Source organism: Paenibacillus glycanilyticus NBRC 16618, from assembly GCF_004000805.1.
GTDB classification, from domain to species: domain Bacteria; phylum Bacillota; class Bacilli; order Paenibacillales; family Paenibacillaceae; genus Pristimantibacillus; species Pristimantibacillus glycanilyticus.
The window spans coordinates 1-13,199 of the sequence record NZ_BILY01000074.1; the positions used below are offsets into that span (position 1 = coordinate 1).

The following is a 13,199-nucleotide window of genomic DNA, read 5'->3' on the forward strand; positions in this document are numbered from 1 at the left end:
GCGTCTTGCAGGAGGGAGAGCGCGCGAACACGAGATTGAAGTGGCTGAATAAGAGGAAAAAACCGTGCTACGGTGGAGCAGACGCTTGATTGTGGGGCAGAAGCAGCTCAATAAGACGGAAAAAGCATCTTGCAGCAGGGAAAGCGCGCGAACACGAGAGTGAAGTGGCTGAATAAGAGGAAAAAACCGTGCTACGGTGGATCGGACACTCGATTGTGGGGCAGAAGCCTGAACGCGGTAGCTCTAACTCAATAGCAGGCAAAAAGCCTGCTGCAACAAGCCGGAAGCCCCGAACGCGGGCAACTCTAGACCCATAGCAGGCAAAAAGCCTGCTACAGCAGCCCGTACGCCCGCGCGCTGAGCAAACTAGCCCAACAGCAGGCAAAAAGCCTGCTGCAACAAGCCGGCGCCCCGAACGCGGGCAACTCTAGCCAAATAGCAGGCAAATTCCCTGCTATAGCGCCCGACGCCGAGGCCTGTTTACCGTTCACCCACCAAAAAAGCCGACATCCGTCGGCTTTTTCCTTGTCAAAGAAATTTTCCTGGATGGAGCCTATTGACATTTCCAATCGTATACAGTAATTTATTGATAAATAAATAAACGAGGTTGCCTATGACGCCAAGAGAAAAAGACTTCAACGCTGTAACGAATCGGAAAGAGCAGATATTAGATGCAGCTGCCTCGCTATTTGCGAATAACGGGTATTACAAAACAACAACCGCTATGGTTGCTGCAGAGGTTGGGGTCACCCAGCCCTACGTGTTTCACTTTTTCAAAACGAAGGAAATCCTATACCTCGCTGTCCTCGAGAGAGCGCAGAAGCGTTTGATCCATGCCTTCTCCCAGGTAGAATCCCCGGCGGAAATGCTCCACCACCATATGGGGGAAGCTTTCAACGAGCTGATGGCCACCCACCGGGATGAGACGCTGCTCTGCATGCAGTCTTATACGACACCGGAGCCGAACGTCCGCGCGATCGTGAAACAGAGATTCGCCGAGGTGCACCAACTGATTAAAGAACGGTTCGAGCGGGCAGGAATTCCGAATCCAAGCCAGCAAGCCTCTACCTTTATTGCCTGCGGGATGGTCATTACAATGTCCGAGATTCTCGAGCTTCCCATACTTGGCGATTTGGGACAACTGGACCATACCGACTAACCTCCCAACCCCAGCCGCTCCGGCTGCCTGATAAAATCCGTTTGCTTCACAGCGGATTTTTTTAAAGGCCATTCATTTATTGATTAATAAATAAAATAAGAGGAGGACAAAGCATGCATCTGATTCGCCATCCCATCTAAATCTATATTTTTTTACGCTTGTATTTATTAATCAATAAATAAAAAACCAAAAAAAGGAGAGATTTAAACATGGTTTCCACCGCTTCCCGTGGTCGGCTGCTTGTTGTTACCTGTATCGCCTTGTTTATGGCTATGCTCGACAATCTGGTTATCGGAGTGGCGCTGCCATCCATCCAGGAGGAATTTCACGCCAGCATGTCCGATCTGCAATGGTTCCTCAATGCGTATACGTTAGCTTTTGCGGTGCTGCTTATTCCGTTTAGCGCGATTGGCGACCGTTTCGGCCGCAAAAAAATATTCCTGCTCGGCATCGTGTTATTCACGCTTGGCTCGCTTGCTTCAGCCCTCAGTACCAGCTCCATCGAGTTGTCGCTGTCGAGGGCGCTGCAGGGGATAGGCAGCGCAGCGATCATTCCGCTCAGCTTAACGCTTGTGAATGCGGCCTTCCCTCCTGAAAAACGCGCCGCGGCTATCGGCCTATGGTCCGGCATTTCCGGATTAGGACTATCGATTGGACCGTTGGTCGGCGGAATTATTATTAATGGCGCGCCTTGGGAAATGGTCTTCTGGATTAACGTACCGGTTGGCATTATTGCGGTTATCCTCGGTGCGTTATGGCTGACGGAATCGAAGGGTGAACGCAAGCCTCTGGACCTTCCGGGGATCGTGCTTCTTGGATTATCCTTGTTCGGCATCGTGTTTGGTTTAATGCGTGGCAACTCGGAAGGCTGGGATGCCTTTAGCGTATGGGGGGCTATTGCAGGCGGCGTGGTCCTGCTGCTCGGTTTCTACTTCTGGGAGCGCAGCCGGAAGCAGCCGTTTGTTCAATTCGACTATTTCAAAAGCCGGACTTACAGCGCTTATCTATCTGCGGGCTTTTGGATGAATGCCGGAATCTTTGGCGCGATCTTCCTGCTGACGTTGTTCCTGCAGCAAGCCCAAGGCTATTCGGCTCTAGGAGCGGGCGTTAGAGAAATGGTCTGGACCGTCTGCACGATGATCTGCGCACCGCTCGCCGGGCTGCTCGTTGGCAAATACGGCTCGAAAAAGATTCTTCTCTTTGGGCTGTTCCTCCAGACGGCCGCTATGATCTATTTTGCCCTAATGATTATCGGCAAGGGCGCGATCTTCCCGTTCGGCTATATCGTTCCGGCGATGATGGCGGCTGGCGCGGGCATGGGCTTCAGCTTTACGCCGCTGTCCCACGGTATTCTGACGTCCGTTCCCGAGCATGCGGCCGGCGAAGCCAGCGGTTTGAGCAATGCATCCCGCGAGCTGGGGGGCGTGTTTGGCGTAGCGATCAGCGGTCTGATCTTCGAAAGCGGCGGTGCCATCACATCGCCGGAGGCGTTTGGCGATCATCTTGTTCCGGCGTTGTTTGTTCTTGCGGCCATGCTTGCGATCGGCTTCCTGTCGGTTACGTTCCTGGTTCGCCGGGGCAAGCCTGCGACGACTGCCGCAAGCGAAACTACAGTTCCAACACCGCGAGTCGAAACAAGCAATTAACAATCCCTTCATCTATTATATAGAAGAAACAAGTCCAGTCCGGTCGCTCGACGATCCGGCTGGGCTTGTTTTTGTATGTCAAAAAAGCCAACGCATGATTTGCTGCCCCTGTTGGAAACGGTTACAATTTGTCGCGAAGATGGGTCCTGATGGACTACGGGACCGTGGTTCGGGACTCTTCGGCAGCCGAGTCCATTGTGCATCGTCCTACCGCTGGACTAGCTTATTTTACAATTGGTTTATAGACAAAGGCTTGAATGAAGCGGAAAAGAGGTTATTTTCTATGAAAACGGTCGGAATTAAAGGCCGGTTAGCTGTTTCATACGGGATAGCCCTTCTTCCGACAACTAAAAAAAAGCACAAACCTGCCATTTCAGGGGCCAATGGACTCTGAATTAACTTCAAACCTAGGCCAACGGGCAGGAAATCGGGAGGGTTAGGGAATATGAGAATCCTCTTATCCTTTTTACCCTCCCGGGCAATATCCCGATTATTGGACAGCTGTATGGCGAAAGTCCCTTGCCTATGGTTTTGAATGCGACTGTCTGTAGCAATTACCCTTTCCTTCCATCCCCGCGAAAGCCTGATACTATGCGGCGCAGCGCCATTTTCCCGGACGTCCTGATTCTATGCCTTAGGTTGTGTATGGAATACCTATATAAACATCGTTTTTGCATGTAATAAACATGAAAATTACTGGAAATTTTTATCTCTGAACGATTAATTCTTGATTAGAAATATGAAACGTTAGGAAAATCAGCATGTAATACATAGGCAAAAAATGATAACTGCCTCCTAATTGAAAATATTACCTTCTTCCCTCTATGTTCCCATAACCCTTATGACATAATCAAAGTCGAATGTTGATGGAAAGGGATGGAGGTTATTGTCGTTTTGAGCAGCCAACTGGATTTAAAGGAAATAGTGTGGCTCATTCGGAAAAAGCTTTGGCTGGTCATTCTCGTGACCGTACTTGGTGCGTCTGCGGCGGGAGCCTACAGCGCCTGGGTGATGAAGCCCGTCTATGAAGCCTATACGAAGCTGATCGTCAATTCGACAGCGGGTCAGGCGGGATCGTTCAAGCTCGATCTGAATATGATCAACACGAATTTAAGCTTAATCAATACGTACAAGGAAATTATCAAGACCCCGGCCATTATGGACCTGGTGGTAAAGAAGCATCCTGAGCTTGGGCTGACAACGGAGCAGCTGATGCATAATATCCGGTTCAGTTCGGTGAATGGCACGCAGGTGGTCACCATCTCTTATCTGGACACGGATTACAAAAGAGCGGCGCAAGTCGTTAATACCGTCTCTTATGTGTTCCAGCAGCAGATTCCGCTCATTATGAAGGTCGACAACGTGTATATCCTTCATACCGCTGACTCGAACGACCAGCCGGTGAAGGTGAAGCCGGAGACCAAGCTCAACATTGCCATCGGATTTATCGCCGCATTCCTGCTGTCGATCACTCTGGTACTGGCTCTTAATTACTTTGACGATACGTTACGGACAGAAAGCGACGTGGAACGGTATCTTGGCCTTCCTACGCTGGCAGCCATACCGAATATTAAGCAAGGCGATCTGAAGCCGAAGGCATTAGCCATTGGCAAAACCACGATAGGAATGGAGGGGGATAATCGCAATGTCTCGCAGTGATCTTAAGCTACGCCCGGTCGTGGCCGAAGCCAACCCAACCTCCCCGATCTCGGAGGCCTACCGTACCTTGCGTACGAACCTGCAATACGCCGAGACGGACCGCCCGCTGCAGCTTCTGATGGTTACCTCGGCGGGTCCTGAAGAGGGCAAGTCGACGACCATTATGAATCTGGCAGTCACTTACGCGCAGATGGAGCGGCGCACCATTCTGGTGGATGCCGATCTTCGGAAGCCAACGGCCCATTACAACTTCGGACTCAGCAACCGGACGGGACTGTCGCATGTGTTATCCGGGCAGGCGGACCTCAAGGAGGTCATCAAGGAAACCCGCATTAAGGGGCTGGATGTCCTGCCTTCCGGGCCGGTACCGCCCAATCCGTCGGAGCTTCTGGGATCTTCCCGAATGGAAGAGCTGCTAGGGAAGCTTCGCGAGCAGTACGATATGGTGCTGATCGACACTCCACCGGTACTAGCCGTAGCGGATGCGCAGGTTGTCGCCAACAAATGCGACGGCGTCCTGCTGGTCGTCAATGCGCGTACCGGCAAAAAGCAGCATGCCATCAAAGCGAAAAATGCCCTGCAATTCGTACAGGCCAGAATCGTTGGCATCGCGCTTAACCAGACCGCCCATCGCGAAGCGGGACCTTATTACGAATATGTCGATCGGACGTGAGACGAACCAGACTCTAAAGCAGAACCATATATAGATAAACGCAAAGGGAAAAGCTGATGCTTACGAAGTATGAATTACCACAAACGTAGCTTTGTTACCTTTGGTAAAGTAATTCATTTTAGGAGGAATTAATAATGCGGGCTCATTATCGGACAAAAGTTATTGTGGCGGGGGATCTGGCAGCCGTGCTTGCCAGCTTCGCCATCGCGTACGCGCTTGAACCTTCGGCGCCTCAAGGCGGGGCTGCTGCATGGTTGTCTTATGCAGCGTTAGCGGCAGTCGTTGGCTTCTGGCGGCTTCACCGGCTCCGTCTTCACCGCCGGATCTGGCAGTATACCGGCATTTCGGACATGCTTTGCTTGCTGCAGGTTTCCTTGATCTCGGCTGTTGTTCCGTTTGCTGCCTGGTGGGTGATGCAGGGAGAAGCTCATCCGCTGCTTATGCTGCATCACGCGGCAGGCACTTTCCTGCTGCTTACCGCTCCTCGTCTTGCATGGCGTATCTTTTGCGATAAATACAGCGTGAGCAAACCGGCCGGCGGCCGTCGCGCTCTTATTATCGGAGCGGGAAGCTGCGGGACCATGATCGCGAAGGAAATGATGCAGAACGACGGCGTCAGCGTAACGCCGGTAGGTTTTATCGATGACGACCCGTACAAGCACCGCATGGATATCCTGGGGCTGCAGGTTCTGGGCAACCGCAAGGAGATTGCTTGCGTGGTGGAATCGCATCATATCGACGAGATTATTATCGCGATGCCTTCGGTATCGAAGACTCAAATCTCCGAGCTGGTTAACCTTTGCAAAACAACAAAAGCGAAGCTGAAGATCGTTCCCGATCTTCAGGATATGATTGATAACCGCGGCGCGGCAGGCCGCATGCGCGATGTCAGCGTAGAGGACCTGCTTGGCCGCGACCCGATTCGTACCGATCTCGAGCACATCGCCGGATACGTACAGGATAAAGTGGTTCTCGTAACGGGAGCAGGCGGTTCGATCGGCTCCGAGCTTTGCCGCCAGATCGCGCCATTCAAACCAAGCAAGCTGCTGCTTCTTGGCCACGGCGAGAACAGTATCTACACGATTGAAATGGAAATGCGCAGCTCATTCCCGCAACTGGCTATCGAGACGGTTATCGCCGACGTACAGGACCGCACGCGGATCGACAGCGTGTTCGCCAAATTTAAGCCTCAGGTTGTTTTCCATGCCGCCGCGCATAAGCATGTGCCGCTGATGGAACGCAACCCGGCGGAAGCTATCAAGAACAACGTATTCGGTACGAAAAACGTCGCTGAATGCGCGGACGCGTACGGAGCGGAACGCTTCGTGCTGATCTCGACGGATAAAGCCGTTAACCCGACTAGCGTAATGGGCACAACCAAGCGGATCGCCGAGATGTTTATCCAATCTCTCGACATGCACAGCAATACGAAGTTCGTAGCCGTACGGTTCGGCAACGTGCTTGGCAGCCGCGGCAGCGTTATTCCGCGCTTCAAGGAGCAGATTGTCAAGGGCGGTCCGGTAACGGTTACCCATCCGGAGATGGTGCGTTATTTCATGACGATTCCGGAAGCCGTTCAGCTCGTTATTCAAGCAGGCTCCTTCGCCAAGGGCGGCGAGGTATTTATTCTCGATATGGGCAAGCCGGTCAAAATTTACGATCTGGCCGTCGATCTGATTCGCTTGTCGGGTTACGAGCCGCATGTCGACATCGACATTACGTTCTCCGGCATGCGCGAAGGCGAGAAGCTGTATGAAGAGCTGTTGACGAACGAAGAAGGCCTGTCTTCCACGAAGCATAACCGGATCTTTATCGGCAGACCGGTGCAGCTCAACCGCAAAGAGCTTGATTTCGAGATTCGCAAGATGGAAAAGGTGCTTGGCCAGCATCCGGACGATATCCGCGCGGTTCTGCAGCATCTGGTTCCAACCTACCGCAATGGCGGCGCAACGGCTGCCGGTTAACGCGGTTAACGAATGTTTATCTTTTTGAGGAGTGTGCAGCATGAAACTCGGCGGTAAGGAGGGCAGCGCCTCAAGCGCAAGCTCCATTCGAACGCTTATTACTTCGCGGCTCAGCCGGGGAGGAGGCGCCAGCTTCCTGATTAACTCCGTTGGGATGGGACTGGCGATGCTGCTGCAGATTGCGCTGGCCCGGCTGCTCGGCGTACAGGATTACGGGATATACGCTTTTGTAACTACGGTCGTAACGTTTATGGTTTTCCCGGCGAAGCTTGGCTTTGATACCGCAACGGTTAAGCTCGTCTCCGCCTATCGGGTGAAAGGCGACTGGCCATTGATCAAAGGGCTGCTTCGCCGAAGCAATCAGATCGGCTTTACGCTATCCGTGCTAGCCGCGCTTATCGGTATTGCCGTTGTGGTCCTGATGGACTGGGGCAGGGGTGGACAAGGCGGAAGCGAAGCTCACGCCAAGACGATTGCTTATATCGCCGGCTTTGCCGCGATTCCGCTTCTTACTCTTGCCACCTTGCGCCAAAGCGCGCTGCAGGCGATGAAGGATGCGTTATTCGCGCAAATGCCGGAGAAGATTATCCGCCCGGTACTGACGATTGGTTTTGTCGCGGCGCTTGGCGCTGCCGGAGTGAAGCTTGGCGCCGCGATGGCGCTGCTCTGCTTCGCGGTTGCAACGGCTGTCACCTACGTGATTGGCGCGATTGTGCTGAAGAAGCGGATTGGCTCGCAGACGGCTGCGGTCAAGCCTAATTATGAGACGCGAGGCTGGCTGCGATTATCATCGTCGTTAATGATTAATGCCGGCATGTATTTGATTCTCGGACAATTAAACGTGTTAATGATGGGCTTTATGCGGGGAGAGACCGAGTCGGGCCTCTTCTCGGCAGCGGTCCGGCTGGCCGTCCTGGTGTCGTTTATGCTGACTGCCGTCAATATGACGGCATCGCCGCTTGTATCCGAAAAGTATGCAAAAGGCGACATGGCCGGACTCCAGCGGGTATGCATCCGGACGGGACGGATTGGATTTGCTTTCGCGGCGGTTGTTTTTGCCTACTTCGTCGTGCTTGGCCATTGGACGCTTGGACTGTTTGGTCCGGAGTTCACGAAGGCTTATCCGTCGCTGCTGATCCTGGCCTTCGGCCAGCTGTTCAGCGCTTATTGCGGGCAGAACGGCACCGTCGCTACGATGACCGGACGCCAGAACGCGCTCACCAAAGTGCTGATCGCAGCCGCGTTCGTGAATGCGGCGCTTAACGCGCTGCTGATCCCAACAATGGGTATGCTTGGCGGAGCTCTTGCCTCTACGCTGTCGATTATCGTCTGGAACTCGGCAGCCGTGCTGCTCGTTAGACGCAAACCGGGCGTGCAGACGCTGGCTTGGGCGCCAAGCTTGTCATTCGCAAGAAAGAGGGGGAATTACTCGTGAAGAAAGTATTGCTGGCGGGGGTTCCGAAATCGCCGAATTTGGGCGATGGCCTCATCGCTTATACGTTAAACCGGATTATCTCCATGCGGGGCAAACATCAGGTTATTCACTTCGACCTGCTTGACGGCCGCTGCGATCAATCGATGCCGATCTACTCGGCGCGGGGCGGTCTGCATTATGCATTAGCGGGCCCGCCGGCATCGGCGGCCGCGCAATATGCTTCGGCACCCGCCGTGAAGCTGAACAGCGCAGGCTCGGGCAAGAAGATGACGCCGGATGCGCTCCGCCGCCTGAAGGCTTATTGGATTCACCGCGGCAAGAACGAGAAGCTGAACCGCGAGCTGCAGCAGGCAGTGGAGGAATCCGAAGCGGTATTTATCGGGGGCGGGCATTTGCTCATCGATACGTACTGGACGTTCCCGCTGGCTGTCCGCCGCGTGGCGGATGAGGCCAAGCGCCAAGGCAAGCCGCTTCATATTTTGCTTGTTGGCGCTCGCGGGCCTTGGAGCACGCAGGCGAGGCGCTGGCTGCTCGGAGCTTGCCGGTATGCCACGTCGATCGCGGTGCGGGACGAAGATTCGCGGCGTTTCCTGCTTGACCTTGATCCGAAGCTTGCGGTCAAGACGGTTACGTTAGCCGACCCGGCGTTGTTCACGCCGGAGGCTTTTGGCCTGACGGAGGCAGCGGCGGGACAGGAGAAGTCGGGGAGACGAAAAATTGGCCTTGGCGTGATGGACCCGCATGAGATGAACCGTCACTGCGAGCTCCGCTGGGAGCGCGAGGCTTGCGCGGATTGGTGGCTGCAGGCGGCGAAGGTCGCGATTGGAGCCGGCCACAACGTAAGCTTCTTCACCAACGGCGCGGCATCGGATAACGCGTTTGTCGAGGAGTTCGTGAAGCCGCGGCTGGCGGGTCTGAAGGGTGTCGAGTTCACTCCTTATCCGACAACGGTCGAACAGCTGGTGGGCACGATTGCCGCCTGCGATACCGTTATTGCGCAGCGGCTTCATGCCTGCATTCCATCGCTTGCGATGGGCAAGCCGACATACGGTCTGATCTGGGACCGGAAGCTTGAGAATATTTTCGCCGATCTCGGCATGAAGAGCCAGCTGATCGACTTCCGCGAGAGCAGGCAGCAGCTTGCCGCTGCGGTAGACGGCCGGATGGCGGACTCGGGACCGGCCATTGACGCCAAGAAGCTGCAGCTCTATGAACATATCGGGAGAATACTGCCATGAGCCATACCAAAATCAAAGTGCTGCATGTCGTTGGACGCATGCATCCCGGCGGCATCGAGACGCTGCTGATGAATGTATACCGGAACATTGACCGGGACAAATACGAATTTCATTTTGCCGTGCAATCGCCGGAGCCGTCTTTCTACGACGACGAAATCCGGGCGCTGGGAGGAACGATCTTCGTTCAGCCGCCGCCAAAGGACGGAATCCGCTCCTTCCGCAAGCAGCTGACGGCTAACATGAACAAATACGGTCCTTACGCCGCGGTACACAGTCATGTATTCGGCTTCAGCGGGTACGTGCTTAAGCTGGCGGACAAGCTGGGCGTGCCGGTGCGGATCAGTCACAGTCATAACACGAGCGACAGCAAGTCGACGTCGCTGGTTCGCAATCTGTACCGTTCGTATATGCGCAGCTTGATCAGCCGTCACTCGACCAATATGCTGGGCTGCTCGCGGGCGGCATGCGAGTCTCTCTTCGGAGACGGCTGCTGGAAGGACGGACGCGTAGACGTGTTCCCGAATGCCATTACGCTCGCTCCTTACGAGTCGCTTGTACGGGAGAACCGCGAGGAGCTGCGCCGCCGCTTCGGCGCCGCAGAGGATGAGCTGCTTATTGGCCATATCGGCCGGTTCAGCAAGCAGAAGAATCACGCGCTGCTGCTGGACAGCTTCGCAAGCCTGGTCAAGCAGCGTCCGAAGTCCCGTCTTCTGCTCTGCGGCGACGGGCCGCTGCGGCCGGAGATGGAAGAGAAGGCGCGTGAGCTTGGGATTGAAGGCAAGGTCAATTTCCTTGGCCTCCGCAAGGATGTGCCGGAGCTGCTTGGCTCGCTGGACGCCTTTGTCTTGCCGTCGCTCTATGAGGGACTTGGTATCGTGCTCATTGAAGCGCAGGCTGCTGGCGTGCCGTGCCTGATTTCCGAGACGGTACCGCGGGAAGCGGATCTGCGAATCGGCTTAATCGAGCGTCTTGCGCTGAATGACTCTCCGGAGCGCTGGGCGGAAGCGATGGCCAGCATCGGCGAGCGAAGAGCCCGAGGCGGCGGGGAATGGCAGGAAAGAGCGGCAGCGCTGGGCGAGCGCGGCTACGATATCCGCGTAAGCGCGGAAAAGCTGGAGCGTCTGTATGCAGGCTGACCGTTTAGTCGATACGCGGAAAATCATGCTGGTCGGATATTCCGTCCTGCTGATTCTGACGGCGAAGTGGGCTTTTGCCGCGGATGAAAGGCTTTCGCTTATTCTCTATAGCGGACTGCTGCTGCCGTTCTTCGTGCTCATGCGCTGGCCGAATGCGCCGGTGCTGCTGATGGCGAGCTTTACGGTTACGCTGGCGGGTAAAGCCATCTATGCGGCAACCGTCAATCCGCTGGCCGGGCCGGACGAGATCCACTACTACGAGCAGGTGACAACCTTCGAGAAGCTGTCGCAATTTATGCCGTATGCCATGGAGCAGATTCAGACCAGCTGGATGAACATTTCCGCTTACCCGGTATTTGGCCTGCTGTATATGCCGTTCTTCAAATGGCTGGAGCTGGACGATCCGCTGGCGATTATTTTGTTCAACACGGTGCTGCTCATTCTGATCGTCAACAGCACGTACAAGCTGAACGCAGGCCGCTTCGGGTACGAGCTTCCGGATCCGGAGAACTCTAAGCAGTCTTTTGTCATCGTCTCGGTGATTGGATTAATGCTTAGTCCGTCGCTGATGTACATGTCCTCCTTGTTCGCAAAAGACATTACCTGCGTATGGCTGGGACTGCTCGGAGCGCAGCTGCTTGTTCGCAAGAGATGGCTTCTGTTCATCCTTGTCATCGTGTACGCGACGGGGCTGAGGGATTACGCGATTATCTATACGCTCAGCTTTTACTTCCTGTACACCCAGAAGGTCCGCACCTCTCTGTGCGTCATGGCTGGGGCGGCTGGACTTTTGTTCCTGCAGATTGGGCCGCTTGGCATCATCAACGCGACGATGCTGTCGATCTTCCTGTTCCTTAGTCCGAATCCGATCAACTTCAGCAACTGGGAGCCGGAGCTGCTGCTTCGCACGCTGGAAGCGGTGTTTATGGGCATTATCCTGATGATCTCGGTCTATCAGGCGATCGTCTACAAGGAGACGAGAAAGTTTTATCTGATGGCAGCCGCGCTGATCTTCACCTACGCCTGCACGCTGGTGCTGGTCGGTTATGTCACGATTACGGGACGGGAACTGGACTATGGCGTCGGGACGATCGGGGACAACATGGTGCGCAAGAAGCTGCCGGTACTGCCGATTCTTTATACGATTGCAGCCTACGCCATTATGTGGTGCCGCAAAATCTTTATTCTGAAACATCGGAAAATTCAGTCTTTAAAGGCTGAGCAAGACCGCGAGTTGAAGCAGCAAGAGGCTGCTCGCGTGCCGGCTGGGGGTGCGGCAGCACCTGCTTGGCATGAAAGACTCGCCGGCGGAAAGGAGGCGCAAGGACATGGCGGAACAAGAACAACGACGTAGGGCAGGTGAATGGACGGGAGATCGATTGGAACGGAGTGCGGCCCATAAGACGAAAAAAAGAGGCCGCGATCAGTTCGGCCGGTTCCGCGGTTTGCTGCGAATAGCGGAAGCTGCGCTGAAGCCGGTGCCAAGGCCGCTGCTGCAGTGGATGTGGGTTCTGAGCGACTGGCTGCCGGATTTGCCGGGCGTCGCCATGAGGTACGTCCTGCTGAGAAGAATGGCGAAGCGCTGCGGCGACAATGTGTTGATCGGCCGATCGGTCGAGCTCCGTTATCCGGAGCGGCTCGTTATCGGCTCGAATGTAAGCATCCATAAGCAATGCTATATCGATGCATACGGAGGGCTGATCATCGAGGACGAAGTGTCGATCGCGCACCAGTCTTCGGTTGTCTCGTTCCAGCATACCTGGAACGATCCGTCGCTTCCGATCCGCGACAACCCGGTCATGGGCTCGGCTATCCGGATCGGCCGCGACGTGTGGATCGGCTGCGGCGTGCGTATCCTGGCCGGCGTCGAGATCGGCGCCCGCGCGGTTGTAGCCGCCGGCGCCGTAGTGAACAAGCCGGTTGCGGCCGGCACGCTCGCTGCCGGCGTTCCGGCACGCGCCGTGAAGAGCATCGGCGTGGGAACGCCTTCCGCGCCGGAAGGCGCGTAGCAGCGGCTTAAATGCGGCGGAGAGGCGGCAGCCACCGGGTATTTAAGGTCCTTAAGGGATCTTAAGCTGCGAAGGAAGCAGCTGGTTAGGGTCGTTAAGGTCCCTGAGGGACCTTAAGGTGTGGGAGAAGGCGCAAAAGTCGGCGGAAAGCGGCAGTCAGAGGGTATTTAAGGTCCTTAAGGGACCTTAAGCTGCGAAAGTAGCAGCTGGTTAGGGTCATTAAGGTCCCTGAGGGACCTTAGGGTAATGTTGGACGCGCCGAGGCGGGAATAACCGCCAT

Annotated in this window: 10 protein-coding genes; all 10 read left to right on the plus strand. The window is 55.1% G+C overall.

Features of this window, described 5'->3' with window-relative positions; all coding sequences use genetic code 11:
- Positions 1-613: 613 nt before the first annotated feature.
- The 10 genes from PGL01S_RS30155 to PGL01S_RS30200 all read left to right on the plus strand — a co-directional run bounded on the left by PGL01S_RS30155 (position 614) and on the right by PGL01S_RS30200 (position 12,919).
- A complete protein-coding gene (locus PGL01S_RS30155) occupies positions 614-1,159 on the plus strand; it encodes a TetR/AcrR family transcriptional regulator (protein ID WP_127499367.1) in 546 nt (181 codons plus the stop codon).
- Positions 1,160-1,368: 209 nt separating this feature from the next.
- A complete protein-coding gene (locus tag PGL01S_RS30160; protein ID WP_127499369.1) occupies positions 1,369-2,805 on the plus strand; it encodes an MFS transporter in 1,437 nt (478 codons plus the stop codon).
- Positions 2,806-3,699: 894 nt separating this feature from the next.
- Positions 3,700-4,464: a YveK family protein gene (locus PGL01S_RS30165; RefSeq protein WP_127499371.1), complete on the plus strand. Its 765-nt coding sequence runs from the start codon at positions 3,700-3,702 to the stop codon at positions 4,462-4,464.
- Positions 4,451-5,137 carry a CpsD/CapB family tyrosine-protein kinase gene (locus PGL01S_RS30170; protein WP_127499373.1) on the plus strand — a complete coding sequence of 229 codons (687 nt, stop codon included), beginning with the start codon at positions 4,451-4,453 and terminating at the stop codon, positions 5,135-5,137. Before PGL01S_RS30165 ends, PGL01S_RS30170 begins: the two co-directional genes overlap by 14 nt.
- Before the next feature lie 134 nt (positions 5,138-5,271).
- On the plus strand, positions 5,272-7,101 hold the full coding sequence (locus tag PGL01S_RS30175) for a polysaccharide biosynthesis protein (RefSeq protein ID WP_127499375.1): 1,830 nt from the start codon (positions 5,272-5,274) through the stop codon (positions 7,099-7,101).
- Between the two features lie 40 nt (positions 7,102-7,141).
- Positions 7,142-8,536 (plus strand): flippase, encoded by a 1,395-nt coding sequence (locus PGL01S_RS30180; protein WP_127499377.1) that lies wholly within the window; start codon positions 7,142-7,144, stop codon positions 8,534-8,536.
- The gene (locus PGL01S_RS30185) at positions 8,533-9,774 is read left to right on the plus strand and encodes a polysaccharide pyruvyl transferase family protein (RefSeq protein ID WP_127499379.1); all 1,242 of its coding nucleotides are present in this window, start codon (positions 8,533-8,535) and stop codon (positions 9,772-9,774) included. The genes PGL01S_RS30180 and PGL01S_RS30185 overlap by 4 nt, the downstream gene beginning before the upstream one ends.
- The gene (locus PGL01S_RS30190) at positions 9,771-10,910 is read left to right on the plus strand and encodes a glycosyltransferase family 1 protein (RefSeq protein WP_127499381.1); all 1,140 of its coding nucleotides are present in this window, start codon (positions 9,771-9,773) and stop codon (positions 10,908-10,910) included. The genes PGL01S_RS30185 and PGL01S_RS30190 overlap by 4 nt, the downstream gene beginning before the upstream one ends.
- A complete protein-coding gene (locus tag PGL01S_RS30195; RefSeq protein ID WP_127499383.1) occupies positions 10,900-12,264 on the plus strand; it encodes a hypothetical protein in 1,365 nt (454 codons plus the stop codon). Before PGL01S_RS30190 ends, PGL01S_RS30195 begins: the two co-directional genes overlap by 11 nt.
- A complete protein-coding gene (locus tag PGL01S_RS30200; RefSeq protein WP_127499386.1) occupies positions 12,239-12,919 on the plus strand; it encodes an acyltransferase in 681 nt (226 codons plus the stop codon). Before PGL01S_RS30195 ends, PGL01S_RS30200 begins: the two co-directional genes overlap by 26 nt.
- Positions 12,920-13,199 lie beyond the last annotated feature (280 nt).

Excerpts from the sequence above, each read along its gene's own strand:
- PGL01S_RS30155 (WP_127499367.1), top strand. The coding sequence starts at position 614 with ATGACGCCAAGAGAAAAAGACTTCAACGCTGTAACGAATCGGAAAGAG.
- PGL01S_RS30160 (WP_127499369.1), top strand. The coding sequence starts at position 1,369 with ATGGTTTCCACCGCTTCCCGTGGTCGGCTGCTTGTTGTTACCTGTATC.
- PGL01S_RS30170 (WP_127499373.1), top strand. The coding sequence starts at position 4,451 with ATGTCTCGCAGTGATCTTAAGCTACGCCCGGTCGTGGCCGAAGCCAAC.
- PGL01S_RS30175 (WP_127499375.1), top strand. The coding sequence starts at position 5,272 with ATGCGGGCTCATTATCGGACAAAAGTTATTGTGGCGGGGGATCTGGCA.
- PGL01S_RS30180 (WP_127499377.1), top strand. The coding sequence starts at position 7,142 with ATGAAACTCGGCGGTAAGGAGGGCAGCGCCTCAAGCGCAAGCTCCATT.
- PGL01S_RS30190 (WP_127499381.1), top strand. The coding sequence starts at position 9,771 with ATGAGCCATACCAAAATCAAAGTGCTGCATGTCGTTGGACGCATGCAT.
- PGL01S_RS30195 (WP_127499383.1), top strand. The coding sequence starts at position 10,900 with ATGCAGGCTGACCGTTTAGTCGATACGCGGAAAATCATGCTGGTCGGA.
- PGL01S_RS30200 (WP_127499386.1), top strand. The coding sequence starts at position 12,239 with ATGGCGGAACAAGAACAACGACGTAGGGCAGGTGAATGGACGGGAGAT.